General features: G+C 36.0%; 15 protein-coding genes, 1 tRNA gene and 2 rRNA genes (1 of these 18 running past the window's edge). 11 read left to right on the forward strand and 7 right to left on the reverse strand.

All coding sequences use genetic code 11. From position 1 onward, the window contains the following. From C1A40_RS10830 to C1A40_RS10860, 7 genes are all read left to right on the forward strand, one after another. A 23S ribosomal RNA gene (locus C1A40_RS10830) occupies positions 1-720 on the forward strand (it extends 2,099 nt beyond the left edge of the window). Positions 721-906: 186 nt separating this feature from the next. Further along, positions 907-1,014, forward strand: a 5S ribosomal RNA gene (gene rrf, locus C1A40_RS10835). 114 nt (positions 1,015-1,128) lie between these two features. Then, positions 1,129-1,201, forward strand: a tRNA-Lys gene (locus C1A40_RS10840). Between the two features lie 419 nt (positions 1,202-1,620). Then, positions 1,621-1,926, forward strand: coding sequence for an ISAon1 family transposase N-terminal region protein (locus C1A40_RS10845; protein ID WP_422395610.1), 306 nt, complete (start codon positions 1,621-1,623; stop codon positions 1,924-1,926). Positions 1,927-1,957: 31 nt separating this feature from the next. After that, positions 1,958-2,902, forward strand: a complete 945-nt coding sequence (locus C1A40_RS10850) for an ISAon1 family transposase (RefSeq protein ID WP_422395598.1) — start codon at positions 1,958-1,960, stop codon at positions 2,900-2,902. Positions 2,903-3,069: 167 nt separating this feature from the next. Continuing rightward, positions 3,070-4,269: an IS4 family transposase gene (locus C1A40_RS10855; protein WP_102994338.1), complete on the forward strand. Its 1,200-nt coding sequence runs from the start codon at positions 3,070-3,072 to the stop codon at positions 4,267-4,269. A gap of 201 nt (positions 4,270-4,470) precedes the next feature. Beyond that, positions 4,471-5,562 (forward strand): bile acid:sodium symporter family protein, encoded by a 1,092-nt coding sequence (locus C1A40_RS10860; protein ID WP_102995905.1) that lies wholly within the window; start codon positions 4,471-4,473, stop codon positions 5,560-5,562. Positions 5,563-5,572: 10 nt separating this feature from the next. Here the strand turns inward: C1A40_RS10860 and C1A40_RS10865 are convergent, their stop codons facing one another. After that, positions 5,573-6,481, reverse strand: coding sequence for a GYDIA family GHMP kinase (locus tag C1A40_RS10865; RefSeq protein ID WP_102995906.1), 909 nt, complete (start codon positions 6,479-6,481; stop codon positions 5,573-5,575). Between the two features lie 26 nt (positions 6,482-6,507). Further along, entirely contained in the window at positions 6,508-7,875 is a 1,368-nt protein-coding gene (locus C1A40_RS10870) for a hydroxymethylglutaryl-CoA reductase, degradative (protein ID WP_102995907.1), read from the reverse strand. A 340-nt stretch (positions 7,876-8,215) separates the two neighbouring features. On the opposite strand from C1A40_RS10870, the gene C1A40_RS10875 reads away from it, so the two are divergent. The 4 genes from C1A40_RS10875 (at position 8,216) to C1A40_RS10890 (ending at position 14,216) form a co-directional block, all read left to right on the forward strand. Continuing rightward, positions 8,216-10,408 (forward strand): S9 family peptidase, encoded by a 2,193-nt coding sequence (locus C1A40_RS10875; RefSeq protein WP_102995908.1) that lies wholly within the window; start codon positions 8,216-8,218, stop codon positions 10,406-10,408. A 29-nt stretch (positions 10,409-10,437) separates the two neighbouring features. Continuing rightward, positions 10,438-11,988 (forward strand): peptide MFS transporter, encoded by a 1,551-nt coding sequence (locus C1A40_RS10880; protein WP_102995909.1) that lies wholly within the window; start codon positions 10,438-10,440, stop codon positions 11,986-11,988. 15 nt (positions 11,989-12,003) lie between these two features. Then, entirely contained in the window at positions 12,004-13,581 is a 1,578-nt protein-coding gene (locus tag C1A40_RS10885; protein ID WP_102995910.1) for a peptide MFS transporter, read from the forward strand. A gap of 86 nt (positions 13,582-13,667) precedes the next feature. Then, a complete protein-coding gene (locus tag C1A40_RS10890; RefSeq protein ID WP_102995911.1) occupies positions 13,668-14,216 on the forward strand; it encodes a thioredoxin family protein in 549 nt (182 codons plus the stop codon). Positions 14,217-14,257: 41 nt separating this feature from the next. Here the strand turns inward: C1A40_RS10890 and C1A40_RS10895 are convergent, their stop codons facing one another. From C1A40_RS10895 to surE, 5 genes are all read right to left on the reverse strand, one after another. Continuing rightward, the gene (locus tag C1A40_RS10895) at positions 14,258-16,198 is read right to left on the reverse strand and encodes a ComEC/Rec2 family competence protein (RefSeq protein ID WP_241910386.1); all 1,941 of its coding nucleotides are present in this window, start codon (positions 16,196-16,198) and stop codon (positions 14,258-14,260) included. Between the two features lie 122 nt (positions 16,199-16,320). Continuing rightward, complete coding sequence (locus C1A40_RS10900; protein WP_102995913.1) at positions 16,321-16,896, reverse strand: C40 family peptidase; 576 nt, start codon at positions 16,894-16,896, stop codon at positions 16,321-16,323. Positions 16,897-16,902: 6 nt separating this feature from the next. After that, on the reverse strand, positions 16,903-18,015 hold the full coding sequence (gene lpxB, locus C1A40_RS10905; protein ID WP_102995914.1) for a lipid-A-disaccharide synthase: 1,113 nt from the start codon (positions 18,013-18,015) through the stop codon (positions 16,903-16,905). Positions 18,016-18,060: 45 nt separating this feature from the next. Further along, on the reverse strand, positions 18,061-18,345 hold the full coding sequence (locus C1A40_RS10910; RefSeq protein ID WP_102995915.1) for a hypothetical protein: 285 nt from the start codon (positions 18,343-18,345) through the stop codon (positions 18,061-18,063). After that, positions 18,338-19,114 carry a 5'/3'-nucleotidase SurE gene (surE, locus tag C1A40_RS10915; RefSeq protein ID WP_102995916.1) on the reverse strand — a complete coding sequence of 259 codons (777 nt, stop codon included), beginning with the start codon at positions 19,112-19,114 and terminating at the stop codon, positions 18,338-18,340. Before surE ends, C1A40_RS10910 begins: the two co-directional genes overlap by 8 nt. Positions 19,115-19,130 lie beyond the last annotated feature (16 nt).

The following is a 19,130-nucleotide window of genomic DNA, read 5'->3' on the forward strand; positions in this document are numbered from 1 at the left end:
GGAGTCATTGTTGAAATACCACCCTTTGCTTATCTAGAGTCTAACCTTCTTTTGAAGGGACAGTGCTTGGTGGGTAGTTTGACTGGGGTGGTCGCCTCCAAAAGAGTAACGGAGGCTTCTAAAGGTTCCCTCAGCACGCTTGGTAACCGTGCGTAGAGTGCAATGGCATAAGGGAGCTTGACTGAGAGACCTACAAGTCGATCAGGTACGAAAGTAGAGCATAGTGATCCGGTGGTTCCGCATGGAAGGGCCATCGCTCAAAGGATAAAAGGTACGCCGGGGATAACAGGCTGATCTCCCCCAAGAGCTCATATCGACGGGGGGGTTTGGCACCTCGATGTCGGCTCGTCACATCCTGGGGCTGGAGAAGGTCCCAAGGGTTGGGCTGTTCGCCCATTAAAGTGGCACGCGAGCTGGGTTCAGAACGTCGTGAGACAGTTCGGTCTCTATCTACAGTGGGCGTTAGAAATTTGAGTGGATCTGACTCTAGTACGAGAGGACCGAGTTGGACAAACCTCTGGTGTATCTGTTGTTCCGCCAGGAGCATTGCAGAGTAGCTACGTTTGGAAGGGATAAGCGCTGAAAGCATATAAGCGCGAAACCCACCACAAGATGAGATTTCTTTAAAGGGTCGTGAGAGATTATCACGTTGATAGGCTATAGGTGTAAAGGCAGTAATGTCATAGCCGAGTAGTACTAATAACCCATAGGCTTATTGTACGCCTGTTTTTTTAAACACTTCGACAAGCTCAGTGCTAGGAAGTAGAGTTCAATACATTATTATTATCAAATCATGATCTTATTTCAATATGTTAAAATATTTATTCCCGTGTAAACGGGAATCTTTTCCAAGCTAGGGTAAAGGTTCTTTAAAGAGATTCCTGCCTACGCAGGAATTGAACAACTTAAGGTGGTTATAGCGATGGGGCTCACCTCTTACCATTCCGAACAGAGAAGTTAAGCCCATTAGCGCCGATGGTACTACATTAGTGGGAGAGTAGGTCGTTGCCTTTTTCAAATCCTCAACATTTATTTGTTGAGGATTTTTATTTTTAATGGTTACTAGTTATTGGTTGATGGTTATTAGTAACACCAATAACTAAAAACCAGAAACCAACAACCAAAACTGACCTGGTAGCTCAGTTGGTAGAGCATCTCCCTTTTAAGGAGAGGGTCCTGGGTTCGAGCCCCAGCCCGGTCACAGTAAACTTTAAAGCCTCTTTGCAATTTGCAGGGAGGCTTTTTTTTGTTTGATACTTTCTGGAACCTTGATTAGAAATTATCACGGATCAAGAACAAAAGTTGGATCAAGAGCAAAAGTTGGGGGATTTTAGAATTAAGCAAAAATAGTAGTTAATCTATAGAGGGACACTATCCCGAAAAGTGTGTAAGTTATAAATCTAGGGTTTAGCTTTTTTAAAGTTGAACCCTTTTTTCAAATATAGTTAAAAACTGGTTTAAAATAATGCCCCAGTTCCTAATAGGCATCGACCATTTTTTGGTAGCCTCTCTAAGGGATCAAGCACAAAAGTTGGGGAGTAAAAATAATTTTATCTTTGGAAAAAATTAAATTCCGTAGAAATTTCTAAAGATTTATTATCCTTATTACTACCTGATTTTCTGGTAGCTCATTTTAGTTTTAAAAATAGTTCTTCAAAAGAAGATAAACTTCGGTTGTATTTCGAAGAGAAGAACATTATCCCAAATAGTTTTAAAACACGTAAAGTAGAATCTAAAGGTTTTCATAAAGAAATAATTATCGAGGATTTTCCACTTAGGGGGAAACTAGTTTATCTGCATTTAAAGCGCCGCAGATGGCGTGATGTAGACACAAAAGAAACCCTGCAAAGAGACTGGAATAATGTAGCAAAAGGCACTCGTATGACCACCGAGTTTGCCGCTTTTTTAAAAGAAATTAATCGATAATAACAATACTAGCACGCAAACTATAGCTAATTTGTATGGTTTAGATGGTAAAAAGCTACAGCGCCAATATCGAGATTATTTAAGTGAATTTAAAGATTGGGAATACCTTGAGCAATCCACCAAATGGTTAGTCTACCCTCAAAATATTGGCAAACGATTATCTATAGATGAAATAGCACTTTCACAAGGAGAGTTATACACCGTAGTAACCAATAAAAAAGCCAAAGGTAGAGCAGGTTCTATTGTAGCTATTATTTCAGGAACTAAGTCTGAAGAGGTTATTAAATATCTTAAAAAGATACCTGAAGGCAAGCGGAGGTTGGTAGAAGAAATAACCTTAGTTATGGCCGGTGGCATGAAACTAATTGCAAAGAAGAGCTTCCCAAGAGCCGTGCAAGTCATTGATCGCTTTCATGTACAACAACTAGCTTCTGATGCTGTACAAGATATTAGAGTAAAATACCGCTGGCAAGCTCTAGAACTAGAAAATGAGGCTATCAAGACAGCTAAAAATAATAACTACCAGTATCTAGCAGAAGTATTTAGTAACGGGGATACGCGCAAACAACTGCTAGCACGAAGTAGGTATCTTCTATTCAAAAGTCCTGACAAATGGACTAGTTCCCAAAAGGAAAGGGCAGGAATTTTATTCAAGCAATACCCTATGATAAAGGAAGCTTATGACTTGTCAAACCAGCTAAGAGTAATTTACAATACTTGTACAGACAAAAATATAGCAATGACTAAATTGGCACTTTGGTACAATCAAATTGAAAATAGTGGCTTTAAAAGCTTTAGAGTTGTTATGAACACAATCTCCCTAAATTACAGGGGAATATTAAACTATTTTGACAACAGAAGTACCAATGCGGCTGCTGAATCTTTTAATGCAAAGATCAAAGCCTTTAGACAACAACTTAGAGGTGTGAGAAATAAGGAATTCTTCCTCTTTAGATTAGCACAAATTTATGCCTAGTCCCCAACTTTTAGGACTGATCCGCTATTAACTGAAAATTAAGATGTCTAGTACAGAACGAAGTTTATTTTAATTCATTAGTGTCCGATAAAAGATTTAAAAAGCGGGATTTCCAAGATAGGATTTCCCGCTTATTTTGTATCTTGAAGTTATCACACATCCAAGATATGAATAAAAGTAAAAACTTTAGCGGACAACCCATAATCAAACAGGTATTAAATTTCATTTTGCCCAAAGATGTTCATCGGACAGCCAAAAAGCACAACAGCGATCGCTATACCAAAAAGTTTACCACCTATGAGCATTTGGCCACTATGGTATTTACCGTGATCAGTGGCTGTAGCTCACTTCGTGAGGTTTCCAGTATTATGCTTGCCTGCGAGGGAAAGATCAACCATCTAGGACTCACGGACTTTCCAAAACGCAGTACCTTGTCAGATGCTAACAGGAGAAGAAGCTCTGAAGTATTTGCCGATATTTATCATTTACTCTACAAACGTTACCATCGCTTTTTATCGGACAGCAGACCCTTAGAACCTGCAGTGAAGAACCTTAAAATCGTTGATTCCTCGACCATCCCCCTATTTAGTGACATTCTTAAAGGTGTAGGAAGGAACCCGCTCAACGGCAAAAAGAAAGGAGGTATCAAGATGCATACTATGATAAACGCCATGGAAGACGTTCCTTGTCTGATTAAGTTTTCAAGCGCGGCCACGCACGACCACACCTTTTTAAAAGACCTGGAACTCAAGAAGGGCTCTTATGTGGTTTTTGACAAAGGGTATGTGGATTATGAGCAATACCAAAAATGGACACTGGAAGATGTTTACTTTGTGACTCGGCAAAAGGACAATGCTCGCTATACAAGCCTTGAAGAGTTTGATATCTCCAATAAAGTGGACGATGCTGTCTTAAAGGACGAAAAAATAGGGCTTACGGACAAAAACGGCAATGCTTTTTCCCTGAGGAGAATCGCTTTTTGGCACGAAAAGCACCAAAAAGTTTATGAGTTCATCACTAATAATTATGATCTTGATGCAGACAAAATAGCCGACATCTATAAAAATAGGTGGCAGATTGAGACGATGTTCAAGCGGCTTAAACAGAACTTTCCGCTAAAGTATTTTTTGGGAGACAATCAAAATGCCATCGAAATACAAATCTGGGTCAGTTTGATAATCCAGCTCATTATGCTTGTGATCCAAAGAAAAGCCCAAAGAAACTGGGCTTATTCCAATATGATGTCCGTCATACGATACCATTTGATGACATATATCGATTTGTTCAAATTCCTGAAAAACCCAGAAGCTAATTGGGAAGAGATTACAACCAAAAACATTGGGCAATTAAGCCTTTTTGACCCATAAGGAGGTTCTGTTTTCAAAATAAAGAGTGCGATCAATAAAAAAGGCCAACACCAAAGCTTTTTTAGCTAATTCTGTTTTTTATCGGACAACAATAATTTTAATTTTAATAAAGCACTTTTTTTTTGCTGAATTTTTTCTTATTATTTTAGAGGTGTACTATTAATGCATTTCGGTTCATATTTTAGACGCATAAAGCCTATTATGAGAAATAAAAATATTCATAAACTTGCCTTAGGAATTTCAGTCATACTTTTACTAATTTTCTTCGGATGTATATTATCGGATAATATTCAACAATCTGGAATCTTTTTAGTGGCTTTCTTTATTTTTTTAGCCATAGGATTTAAAGGTTACGATTTATTAAATGGTTTTGTTTTTACTGCTGTAATTTTTGCAGGGGTAACTTTGGCCTTATTTTATCCAAAATACTTTGTAAGCCTTGGAGACGTGCAATTAACCATACTAATTATCCCACTTATTCAACTTATTATGTTTGGCATGGGAACGTCTATGAGTATTCGCGATTTTGGAGCGGTTATTAAATCGCCTAAAGGTGTCTTTGTTGGCGTATCGGCGCAGTTAGGTATCATGCCTATCATGGGGTTTTTATTAGCCAAGTTTAGTGGGTTCCCTCCCGAAATTGCGGCAGGTATTGTGTTAATTGGTTCTTCGCCTAGTGGTGTCGCTTCTAATGTTATGGCTTATTTGGCAAAAGCAAATCTGGCTTTCTCGATCACAATTACTTCCATAGCGACATTAATCGCGCCTTTTGTAACCCCGCTTTTAATGAAAGTTTTTGCTGGAGAGTTTGTTGAAATTGATGTGTATGCTATGATGTGGAGTATTGTTAAAATGATTATTCTTCCTATTGGCGCTGGTTTGTTAGTTAATCAATTGCTTAAAGAGAAGATAGATGGGTTTAGACGTATTTTACCATTAATTTCCATGTTTGGAATTGGTGCTATTATCGTGATTATCACTGCAGCTGGCCGTGATAATTTATTGGAAATAGGTGTTCTTTTAATGGTACTAGTGTTAATTCATAATTTGTTTGGTTACTTTTTGGGCTATTGGTATGCGAGATTATTACGACTAAATCATCAGGATTCGAGAACCATCGCCTTGGAAGTTGGTATGCAAAATGGAGGTTTGGCATCTGGTATTGCTAATTCCTTAGGGAAAATAGCAACTATGGGACTTGCACCCGCTGTTTTTGGGCCGCTTATGAATATAACAGGATCCATATTGGCCTCTTATTGGCATAAAAAACCAGCCGATCTAGAAGAGGAATAAGGAACTCAGTTTAAAGTACCATGTTACGATATGGAATAATGGTATGAAACCCTTTAGCTTTAAAATATGAAGTCGGATTTTCATCCGAAGCCACTAAAATGAAATCACCGCCCCAAGCGCCTAAACTTTTTATAGCGCCTTCAAAATCTTCAAAATATAAATCTTTTACAGGCGTTTGTTTTGTGATTTTCGATATGTAGTTTTCATGATGAACAATTAATGCTTTAAAATCTTCTAACGAATCGCTTGAAATCATTTCAGAAGTGATAGCGTTCATCTCTTCAACCGAAAAATTCGACTGTACTTTAGTCTCATTGTATTGTTTAATGCCCTCGCGACTGTTTTGTTTTTTATTCAGATGAACAAAATAGAGGTTGTTTTTAAACGACGGATTAAATTCAACAGGAAGAACAAACGGTGTGTTATTTTCTAACTGATACGTTATAGCACTATTATTTTGTGCACAAGCAATATCGTAACCACTGCCTCCAAAAGTTTTTTCTAACAGCTGAAAGGCATCAACTCCAGCCCATTCAGCAATGTTGTTAATCAATGTTGAAGACGTGCCCAGTCCCCAATTTCTAGGAAAATCTAATTTTGTAGATACATGAAACCCTTCAGTCGAAGCTAGAAAACTCGGATTTAAATCCTTCGCAGCTTTTAAAATTTGTGTAATACGCTGCGATATTTCACAATCGACTTCCGAAGAAAATAAATCTATATCGAAAACTCCTTCAAACCAAACCTCGCTTTTTTCATCTAAGCTGGTCCAAACAAGTCTTTTTTCACCTATTGGAATAATGTTTAAAAATTGCCCGAATTTCGTAGGAACCGCCAAAGAAACAGCACCATCAAGAACGACGTACTCTCCAGAAATCAATAATTTCCCGTTGCTATAAATGGTTTTACTATCAAACATAAATAAGACTTAACACCCTAACTTCTTCAACTCCTCAACTCCTTCAACCTCTCAATAACCGCATTGTGTGTGACGGTTTTCGTTTTAAAATAGGCTGTGAGTTTTAGTTTTTCTTTGTCGTTAGCTTCAAACTGATTTAAAATATTCATTAAATGCATTTTCATATGCCCTTGCTGAATGCCTGTAGTGGTTAACGAGCGCAAGGCTGCAAAATTTTGTGCTAGCCCAGCAACAGCCACAATTTGCATTAATTCTTGGGCTGAAGGTTTGTGAAGCATTTCTAAGGACAATTTCACTAAAGGATGTAAACCTGTAAGTCCGCCAACCGTACCTAGAGCCAATGGAATTTCCATCCAAAATTTAAAAATGCCGTCTTCAATTTTAGCATGAGATAAACTACTATAACGTCCGTTTCTAGCGGCATAAGCATGTACGCCAGCTTCAATAGCTCTAAAGTCGTTTCCTGTAGCAAGTACTACAGCGTCAATACCATTCATTACGCCTTTGTTATGTGTAACGGCACGGTAAGGTTCGATTTCAGCAATATTTACGGCTTGAATGAATTTACGAGCAAAAGCTTCACCAGAAATTTCAGAATGATCGCTTAGTTGTTCAACAGGGCAACTCACTTCGGCACGTACTAAGCAATCGGGAACATAATTGGAAAGAATACTCATCACAATTTCAATTTGCTGCTCGGTTTCTGTAAACAAATCAAAATTTAAAGCTTCCTTTTTAAAGGTTTTTGCAAACTGTTCTAAACAGGAATTGATAAAATTAGCGCCCATGGCATCTAAGGTCTCAAACGACACATGTAGTTGAAAGTAATTATCAATTTCGGCCGTTCTATCTCTTAATTCAATATCTAAAATGCCGCCTCCACGCTTAGTCATGTTCTTGGTAATCGCCTCCGATTCTTTAAAAAGCTTAGGCTTTACATCTTGAAAAAAGCGTTTCAGTTTTTCGGTATCTCCGTTGTACATAAAATGTACCTGACCAATTTTTGTAGTTGAAATAACCGTGGTTTTAAACCCGCCACGATCCAACCAAAATTTAGCCGCTTTACTCGCAGCAGCAACAACAGAGCTTTCTTCAATAGCCATAGGGATGGTATAAAACTTGTCGTTTATCAAAAAATTAGGTGCAACACCAAGGGGTAAATAGTAATTGGTTATGGTGTTTTCTATAAATTCATCATGAAGCTGTTGCAGCTTATCGTTGGTGTTCCAATATTGTTTTAATATGGATTTGGCGTCCTCGGCATTTGAAAAATAAGTGTCAACAATCCAATCTATTTTTTTTGATTTGGATAGTTTTGAAAAGCCAGAAATTGTTTTACTCATAACCTGTAATTTGCTCGACAAATATAGTGTTCCTGCTAGTAATTTCTGCATGTCGCTTTTTAATATAAGTGCTTGTTTGCATTTTTATTTGGTATTTTACTTCGTAAATGGCTTTTTGAAGGTTTGATTATAGGGCGCAAACAGAAGTCTGAAAAAGATTTTACCTTAAAAAGTCTAGTAACATATTATAACTAAAAAAGGAATAATTGTTTCAATCATGTTATTTAACTGTTAATAATGCCTGTTTTTTGTATAATTTTTAGTAACCTTGACATCATTTTTGAATAAAAAATATTTTTTTCTAGAAACACCTATAATCGTCAAAAGGTAACCTTAATAAATGATGGTTTTTTGAACGTTTTATGTGTTTCGTAATCAACCAAAATACTACATGAATCATTTAAAATTATCTTTTTGTGTTTGCTTATTTATAACTTCTTTAATATCGGCGCAAACCAAAAATATTACCCTTGAAGACATTTGGAAGTACGGCAGGTTTAGAACAGAATATATGGATGCTTTACATTCCATGGCCAATGGTAAACAGTATTCTGTACTAAATTTCGATCTTGCCTCACGAAGTACTTCAGTAGATATTTACGATTATGAAACACTAGAAAAAGTAAAAACTTTAGTGTCTTCAAGAGACTTAAACGATTTGGCATATTTTACTAATTATACGTTTAGTGCCGATGAACAAAAAGTCATTTTAGCCAGTAATGAACAGGCTATTTATCGTCGCTCGTCCATTGGTGAATACTACGTTTACGATGTTAAGAAACAAAAATTAACACGAATTTCTGAAGTTGGTATTCAAGAGCCAACATTTTCACCCGATGGTACTAAAGTAGCATTTGCCAAAGCAAACAATCTGTTTGTAAAGGATTTGATATCGAATACGGTAAAGCAAATCACTTTTGATGGCGAAAAGAATAAAATTATTAACGGTATTAGCGACTGGGTTTACGAAGAAGAATTTGGCTTTGTAAGGGCTTTCGACTGGAACGCCGATAGTAATAAAATTGCCTTTATTAAATTTGATGAAACGGAAGTTCCTGAATTTTCAATGGATGTTTATGGAAAACAGCTTTACCCAACACAACAAGTTTTTAAATATCCTAAGGCCGGAGAAGCTAATTCTAAAGTATCACTTCATTTATATGATTTAAAATCGGAAGCACTTACAGATATTGCTGTAAATAAAAAGTATGAAGATTTTTATATCGCCAGAATTGCTTGGTCCAATGATGCTGATGTGTTTAGTGCACAGTTTTTAAATAGACACCAAAATGCCTTGGATTTATGGATGATTGATACAAAAAAAATGACATCCAATTTAGTTCTAGCTGAAACAGATGAGGCTTATGTTGATGTTACCGATAACTTAACTTTTTTAGAAGATAATAGTTTTATTTGGACCAGCGAGCAAGATGGGTTTAATCATATTTACCACTATGATAAAAAAGGAAAACTGATTAATCAAGTGACAAAAGGCAACTGGGAAGTGACCGATTACTACGGGTATAATGAAGAAAAAGATATAATTTACTATCAATCTGTAGAAAACGGATCGATTAATAGGGATGTTTACGCCATTAAATTAAACGGACGCAATAAAAAGAGTTTGTCTGAAAAAGAAGGTACGAATGAAGCGGCATTTAGTGCCGATTTTTCATTTTTTATTAATACGTTTTCTAACGCATCTACAGCACCAGAATTCACCTTAAACAATTCTAAAACAGGAGCTGTAATTAAAAACATTAAAAACAATAAGGCTTTAACCGATAAATTAAAGGATTATCAAACTTCAGTTAAAGAATTCAGTACCATTTCAATAAACGGAAACGATTTAAATATGTGGATGATAAAGCCTGCTAATTTTGATGAAAACAAGCAGTATCCGTTATTCATGACACAGTATTCTGGGCCTGGATCTCAAAAAGTTGCAAACCATTGGAATTCTTCTAATGATTACTGGTATCAATATCTAGCTCAAAAGGGAATTGTTGTGGTTTGTATTGATGGCCGCGGAACAGGTTTTAAAGGTGCTAAGTTTAAAAAAGTCACCCAAAATGAATTAGGGAAGTACGAAGTAGAAGATCAAATTGCTGCAGCAAAGGAGTTAGGTAATCTCCCATATATTAATAAGAATAAGATTGGTATTTGGGGCTGGAGTTTTGGTGGTTTTATCAGTAGTAACTGCTTGTTTAAAGGTCATGATGTGTTTTCAATGGCCGTTGCCGTAGCACCTGTTACTAGCTGGCGATTTTACGACTCTATTTATACAGAACGCTACATGACAACGCCTCAAGAAAATCCAAGTGGCTATGATGATAACTCCCCAATAAATCATGTCAAGGATCTAAAGGGGGATTTTCTTTTAATTCATGGATCGGCTGATGATAATGTGCATGTGCAAAACACCATGCGCTTAGCAGAAGCTTTAATTCAAGCCGATAAACCATTCGATTGGGCGATTTATCCAGATAAAAATCATGGGATTTATGGCGGCAATACCAGATTACACTTGTTTAAAAAAATGTCTACATTTATAGAAGATAAATTATTGACAAACAACGAATAACCAATAATTATTAACCAATAAAGAAACCTATGTCAGATACGGTAATAAAACCACATCAAAAGGAACTATTCGGACAACCAATAGGGTTGTATATTTTATTTTTAACTGAAATGTGGGAGCGTTTCTCATATTATGGGATGCGTGCCATATTGGTGTTATATATGGTAGCCTCGACAGAATTAGGAGCTGATGCTCGAGGAGTTGGACTGGGTTGGACGAGCAAAGAAGCACTTGCGCTATATGGTTGGTATACCATGCTGGTTTATATTATAGCCATTCCTGGAGGTATGATTGCCGATAAACTCATCGGACAGAAAAAAGCCGTTTTATATGGCGCTATAATTCTTTGTTTAGGGCACGGCGTTTTAGTGCTTACCGATATTTGGGCCTTTTACACAGGTCTAGGCTTGGTTATTTTAGGGGTTGGATTATTAAAACCTAATATTTCTACTATGGTAGGAGGCTTGTATCAACAAGGCGATATTCGTCGAGATAAAGGTTTTAGTATCTTTTATATAGGTATTAACTTAGGCTCACTTTTAGCGACTTTAATAGTTGGTGTTGTTGTTGCCAATTATGGCTGGCACGCTGGTTTTGGATTGGCCGGTATCGTGATGGTATTAGGTTTGATTAACTATTTAGGCGGACAAAAATACCTAGTTCAAGTTGGTAATCATACGGTAGTTGAAAATCCTAAAGATGAAGTGTCCTATGGGAAGTTATATGGCCAATTGTTCAATTCTCCAAAGCATCTTATTATCACAGCAGTTTTAGTAGTAGCTTCATTTATAGGATGGTATTTCATGAATTGGGGTTATGGTTTGTTGTTCTTGTTTTTAACAGCCATTGCAGCACTTTTAATGATGATTTATAGAGAATTAGATTCACAGATTTATAAAGATCGTTTTATTGTGCTATTACTCTCGTTTATTATGGTGATTATCTTCTGGGGGGCTTTCGAGCAAGCAGGAGGCTTAATGAATATTTATACCGACACAAAAACCAACAGAATGATTGGTGGCTGGCAGGTGCCAACTATTATGTTTCAAAGCTTAAATGCTGGATTTATCATTCTTTTTGCGACTGCCGTAGCTGGGTTTTGGGCTAAAAGAAAACTAAAAGGAAAAGAGGCTTCTTCATTATTTAAAATGGCTTTAGGTATCATTATTATGGGCTTTGGCTTTTTGTTTATGGTGTTTGCGGTAATGGAATTTGAAAAATCTGGTACCTCTAGTATGATCTGGTTGGTTTTGGCTTACCTTTTTCATACCCTTGGAGAATTATGTTTATCTCCAGTAGCATTATCGTTTATCACTAAACTAGCACCTGCAAAATATGCATCATTAATGATGGGGGTTTATTTTGCCTCTTCGGGCTTAGGCAATAAAGTCGCTGGGATTATAGGCGAGTCCGCATCAGATTTCGGGGAATACACCATTTTTGCCGGGATATTAGTATTTACTGTTGTTGTTGGTGGCTTGTTTATATTAATATTGAAACCATTAAAACGCCTTACACATGGGGCTGAAGATAATGAGCATATTATTGAAGCTAAAGAAATGGAAATTGCAGAACATTAAAAGATAATATATTAAATGGAAATGACTAAAGTGAGATTCGAGGGTTCCGATATGAATCGTAAACTATTAATGGGACACCCTTCAGGTTTATTTGTTTTATTTTTCACCGAAATGTGGGAGCGCTTTTCCTATTATGGGATGCGTGCCATATTAGTATTGTTTTTAACCTCCTCTTTAATTGATGGTGGTTGGGCATGGTCTCGAGAGGAAGCTCTAGGACTTTACGGTACTTATACTATGTTAGTATATTTCTCTCCAATTTTAGGTGGTTTTATTGCAGATAAATTTCTGGGGTATAGAAAAGCTGTTGCTATCGGTGCTTTTATTATGACTTCTGGGCATGCGGCTATGGCGCTAGATACACCATGGAGTTTATATTTAGGAATTGGCTTATTGGTGGCCGGTAACGGATTGTTTAAACCAAATATTACCTCGATCATCAACGGTGTTTATAAAAATGCTCAAGATAAAAAGGATGGTGCTTTTACCATTTTTTATATGGGTGTCAATGCAGGTGCTTTTTTGGGTATTTTACTTTGTGGTTATATAGGTGAAATGGTAGGATGGCATTATGGATTTGGATTAGCAGGTATTTTTATGTTTTTTGGAATGCTACAATTTTGGTTTTCTCAAAAGATTTTTGGGCGTATCGGATTGTCACCTTCAGATTCCATAGAATATGATGATGCTATAGAAACTCAAAGTGAAGATCCTGTTGTTGAGGAAGCCGTTGTACCTGCCAACGTGCAACGCGATCGTTACATTGTCGTTGGAATTTTAGCCTTCTTTACTATTTTCTTCTGGGCAGCTTTTGAACAAGCAGGGGGTTCTATGACTATTTTTGCAGCAGATTATACAGATCGTGTCTTAGAAGGCAATGCAGCTAATATTTTTAGAGTGGCCAATACACTACTAACCGTAGTACCACTTTTAATTATTACCTATGTTTTGTGGCAATTATTTAGAATAACATTTAGTAAATATGCCTTGTCAAACTTTTTTCTCGGAACTAGTTTTGTGATTATATGGGGTATTGTGATATGGATGCTTAAGAATCAATTTTCAGAAGTTGAAACCGAAGTACCTGCTTCTTGGTTCTCCATTTTAAACTCCTTTTATATTATCGCCTTTGCACCGCTAATTTCAAAAATTTGGGAAAGTAAATACAATCCGCCTGCCACCGTAAAATTTGGTATTGGTCTAGTTTTACTGGGACTAGGTTTTGGCGTATTAGCTTATGGTTCTTCAGGAATACCTCAAGGCGCTCAAACAGCTTCAGTTAGTATTGTTTGGTTAATTTTGGCTTATTTATTACATACGCTAGGTGAGCTTTCTTTGTCACCAGTAGGGTTATCTTATGTGAGTAAATTAGTTCCGGCAGCTAAAATTGGTATGATGTTCGGACTTTGGTATATTGCTGTGGGATTAGGAAATAAAGCAGCGGGAACTATGGGGGGTATGATTGATAAAATTACAGCACAATATGATTTAGCAACCTTCTTCTTAATCTTTACCATTGTGCCTGTTGTAGCAGGATTAATAGTAATGGGGTTAACTCCAGTTATGAAAAAACTGATGCATGGTGTGAAATAAGCACTACCTGATAGAAATTTATATAAAATGCTCCTTTTTAGGAGCATTTTTTGTAAGTTCGAAACTCGTTTTGCAACAAATACAATATGAAAAATAAGATACTTTTTATTCTGGTTTTTGGTTTTATAAGCTTTAAAAGTATAGGGCAAGAGATTCATTGGATATCGCTTAATGAAGCATTAGAACTTCAAAAAAAAACACCTAAAAAAATCATGATGGACGTTTACACCAATTGGTGTGGTCCTTGTAAAATGTTAGATAAAAACACCTTTCAGAATGCTGATGTGGCGAATTACGTTAACAAAAATTTTTATGCTGTAAAATTTAATGCTGAAGGTAACACTCAAGTATCGTATAAAGGAAAAGTATTTGAAAACCCAAAGTACGATCCTAAATTAGCTAACAGAAGGAATGCAGTTCATGATTTAACACGCTACTTACAAGTTAGTGCCTACCCAACTGTTGTGTTTTTTGATGAAAACTCTGAAGTTATAGCTCCTATTCGTGGGTACCAACAACCTAATCAATTGGAATTATATCTAAAAATGTTTTATAAGGACGAACATAAAAACATCACTACTCAAGAACAATTTAATGAATATTATCAAGCCTTTAAGCCAGAGTTTAAAGGATAAAGAATTTATAAAACTGTATTTTTTTCTTCTTATTAAAAAACTTAATAGGCTAAAATAAAAGCCCCTTTTTTTCCGGTATGATGAAATGGAAGTTTGTGTTTTTTACATATCGTTTCCCATTGATTAATATAGCTTTTATAATTACTGCCGTCGGCTATAATGTGCTTGGGTGATAAGGTTTCTATTAGTCTATTTAAATTAATTTTCGGCGACTGGCGGAGTAAAATGTATTCTGGATTACTCTGTTTTATATCGTAAACTCCAAAGCTGTCTATAACAAATAAAAGTTTATTATTAAGTTGATAAACTGGTTTTAATGGCTCCTTATGGAGCTTGTTTATTTGATTTTCTAACACGTAGTTTGTAATGACTTTGTCTTTTTTAGCGGATAAACTATCAAAATCATGAGCAATAAAAATACGGTGCTTTTTGGTATGACTTATTAGACTGTGCCTGCTTTTGTGAAAAATGACAAATTCATTTGAAACAGTGTCTAATTTCGTATGAATCCATATGATTTGAATGCCTATAATTGAGACTAATAAAACCATAATCGATTTGTAATGCTTCTTCAATAAAAAGTTAAAACCAGTACAAATGATGAGATAGAAGGCTATTAAATGTATCCATCCGAAAGGGATATCATGAAAAATAAATAGATCTTGATGGGCTATCCAAGCCATAAAGGCATTCATTAAACTTATAATTTTCCCAAATAAAGCAGCGATAAAATGGGGTAGCATATTTAAGCAAGCTAGTAGTATGACAATAATACCAAGGCCTAAAACACCTCCCAAAACAGGAATAATCACCATGTTCGTAATAAAAAATAAGCCTGGAAATTGATGAAAATAGTATAAACTTAACGGAAGAATGCCTATTTGAGCAGCTACGGTAACGGTTAAAGTATGCCAATAGATATCAATAATTTTGTTTTTTGGTTGCCATAATTTATACAAATAAGGGTCGATACTTACAATGGCTATAACAGCTATATAACTTAGTTGAAACCCAATATCGAATATATAAAGTGGCCTAAAAAGCAGTAATATAAACATGCTAATGGCTAAGGTGTTGTAAATATTGGTGAGGCGTTTTAAGTTCATGGCGATACTCATGATACTAAACATGGTTACCGCCCGAATCACAGATGCCGATAATCCTGCTATCCCAGCAAAAGACCAAAGTAAGGCCAAAACCAAAAAGGTTTTAATAAGTTTTCCATTTCTAATTCGTTCTAAAGGTTGTAATACAAAGTTAAATACCATTAAAATAATACCCACATGTAACCCAGAAACGGCTAATATATGTACAGCTCCTGCATTGCTATATTGATTAAACACTTCTTCACTGATACTTTGTCGTTGCCCCAAAAACAAGGCGTTAATGATAGCAAGTTCATCAGGTTTGAAATTATAATGGCTTAAACTGGTAATAATATGTTTTCTAATGTTTTCAGAAAGGCCAAATAGCGTTGGTTTGCCAGGTTTTACTTTTAATAACTCAGAAGGGTTTAATCTGATTTGATGATAAATGTATTGTCTTGATAAATACCTCTTGTAATTAAATTGGTTCGGATTTAATGGATATGGGATGGGGTTAAAAGATGTGCAGCTAACTAAAATATCATCGATGTGAACCTCTAAATTGGTAGTGTCTTTTCTAATACTTAATAAAGTTTTGCCTACGACTTCCTTTTTGTCGAGTTTTAAAATGTCTACGATGTATTTGTTCTCATACATCGATGGTTTTAGTATTTCTTTGATTCTAAAAGTAATGGTTTGTAAGGCCTCGGTATTAGAAGTTAGGCTATGCGAATAATGGTTCGATAAGTTTTTTTCATCATGAAAATGGGTGGTTAAAACCCCAATATTCATCATGGTTAGAAATGAAAAAACGTCAAACCAAATGGTTTTTATAAACTGTTGTTTCGCCCTAAAATAAGCTATGGAAACACTAATGAAACCAATAGTGTTAATCATTATCAAGTTTGAAAACTTGATATCAAAAAAATAACCGATAAGAATACCGGTTACAAGGCATATTAAAAGTTTTATTATTGTAAAGTTAAGCAGCTTCATAGCTGCGAAATATACAAAAAATCCTACAAAATACGTCGAGCTTCTTCAAAGGCATTTTGCCAGTACGATTCGTTTAAATGTGAAATGATTACACCTTTACTGCTTGTGGCGTGAATAAATTCAATATCATTGTTGCGAATCGCTACAATTAAACCAACATGGTTTATTGCATTTCTTCGTCCTCCTGTTTTAAAAAATAATAAATCACCTTGAGTGACTTTTTTTAAAGGAATTTTCGTGCCTTTTTTTGCCATATCTCTCGATATTCTAGGCAACAAAATATCATGGGTTCTAAAAGATTCAAAAACTAAACCCGAGCAATCCATTCCAGATTTGGTCGTGCCTCCCCACTTGTAACGTGTGCCTTCAAATTTTAAAGCATAATCTATAATTTGGTCGGCTTTAGGTTCCGGTGAAGGTCTTCTTTTAGATCGTTTTTTAATAGTTTCCTTGGGTTCGATATGGTAGTCTGTAGCAACTTCAGCATCTGTTTTTATTTCAACACGATCTGGCGTATTTTTTTTTCGTTTAGCCGATTTAGATGGTTTACAGCTGCTAAAACTGATAATTATAATAAGGATAAAGAGGCTTTTTTTCATAAATATCTAAACTTTTATACCGTTGTATATTAATTGAGCTGTTTTTAAACTAGCACCTTTTCCGCCTAAAGCGCGCTCTAATTCATAGTAATCTAAAAAGAGTTTTTCTCGAACGGTGTGATCTAAGATTTTATCGAGCTCTATGCGAAGTTTTTCTTTATTAAAATCATTTTGAATCAATTCTGTAACAACTTCACGATCCATTATTAAATTTACCAGTGAAATAAATTTTAAGGTGATAATGCGTTTGGCGATGTGATATGAGATAGCGCTACCCTTGTAGCAAACCACTTGAGGTACTTTAAATAGTGCGGTTTCTAAAGTCGCTGTTCCAGAAGTGACGAGGGCTGCATACGAAATACTGAGCAAGTCGTAAGTTTTATTGGCAATGAATTTAACATTGTCGGATTGGATAAAGCCTTTATAAAACTCATATTCCTGACTAGGAGCTCCAGCAATTACAAATTGATAGTCCGGATAGCTTGTTACGACACTTAGCATCACAGAAAGCATTTTTGTAATTTCTTGTTTACGGCTTCCTGGAAGAAGCGCAATAATGGGTTTGTCGCTCAGGTTGTTAGTTGTTCTAAAATCGAATTCATTAACAGGGTTTCTGTTCGTAATGGCATCAATTAAAGGATGACCAACAAAGTTGACCTTGAAATCATATGTTTTGTAAAAATCTTTTACGAAAGGCAGAATGACAAACATGTCGTCAATGTCACGTTTTATAGCCTGAACTCTACTGGCTCTAGAGGCCCATACTTGCGGTGAAATGTAATAATTGGTTCTAAATCCGTTTGCTTTAGCCCATTTGGCAATTCGTAAGTTAAAACCCGAATTATCAATAAAAACGACCACATCTGGATTAAACTTTTCAATGTCGGTTTTACAAAATGAAATCAACTTGAAAATTTTATTGAGGTTCAGAACGACTTCAGAAAAACCCATAAAAGCACGTTCCTTATAATGTTTTACAAGGGTTCCTCCAGCTTCTTGCATTAAATCGCCACCCCAACATCTAATAGCGGCTTGCTTGTCAATGCTAAGCAAAGCTTTTATTAAATTGGCCCCATGTAAGTCGCCCGATGCTTCTCCAGCTATGATATAATATTTCATAAGGTCATATTATTGAATAAGTTATTAAAAAGGAGCGTTTACCCGTTAAAACAACTTGAAAACAAAGGTGAATACAGCGATAAAAACAGTTATTAATAAAACGCCTCTTGCTCTATAATCTTGTTTTTTTCTTATAAAAACAAAAAATGCAATGAGGTTTAAAATCGCTCCTAAACTGATCAATTTCCCAAGAAACCCTTCGTTAGCTGCTGCTTTAATTACCGTTAAAAAATCGTCTCCCTGTCCTAACAAAGTCGCTGTTAAATAAAGTCCGATACCATTGGCAATTAAGCCAACAAGCATTCCAATAAAAACATCTTTTTTAATCATTTAAATTCCAAGTATTTAAGTCTTTAATAAAGTGATGGGCGGTAAGGTCAAATTGTGTGGGAACTACCGAGACGTATCCGTTTTCTAGGGCCCATTCATCGGTGTCTTCTCCGCCATCTAAATTAACAAATTTACCAGTTAGCCAGTAATAATCTTTTCCTTGAGGTGTTTTGCGTTTGTCGAATTCTTCCACCCAATTGGCCTTAGCTTGTCTGCAAACCTTTATGCCTTTTATATCGGCTTTTGGTAAATTAGGTAAGTTAACATTAAGAACGATGCCTTGAGGGATGCCGTTTTTTAAAACGTTTTCAGTTATGGTTTTTACAAAGTTGTCACAGCCTTCGAAATTTGCATTCCAACTGTAGTCTAAAAGCGAAAAACCTATGGCGGGAATGCCTTCTAAACCTGCTTCAATAGCCGCACTCATCGTTCCTGAATAAATGACGTTTATTGAGGAGTTCGAACCGTGATTTATACCCGAAACGCAAAGATCTGGTTGACGATCTAAAATTTCTCTAATAGCAATTTTCACACAATCGGCAGGAGTTCCAGAACAGCTAAATTCCTTTTGAGGACCATCATCTATAAAAACTTCTTCGGCGTAAAGGGTGGAGTTAAGTGTGATGGCATGCCCCATGCCACTTTGCGCCCTATCGGGAGCTACCACAACAACCTCTCCAATCTTATTCATTATCCCAATTAAACGCCTTATGCCTGGCGCACTAATACCATCATCGTTGGTCACTAAAATAAGCGGTCTTTTTGTCATTTTTATCTTTTAAATA

Origin of the sequence: Tamlana carrageenivorans (assembly GCF_002893765.1) — a bacterium.
GTDB classification, from domain to species: domain Bacteria; phylum Bacteroidota; class Bacteroidia; order Flavobacteriales; family Flavobacteriaceae; genus Pseudotamlana; species Pseudotamlana carrageenivorans.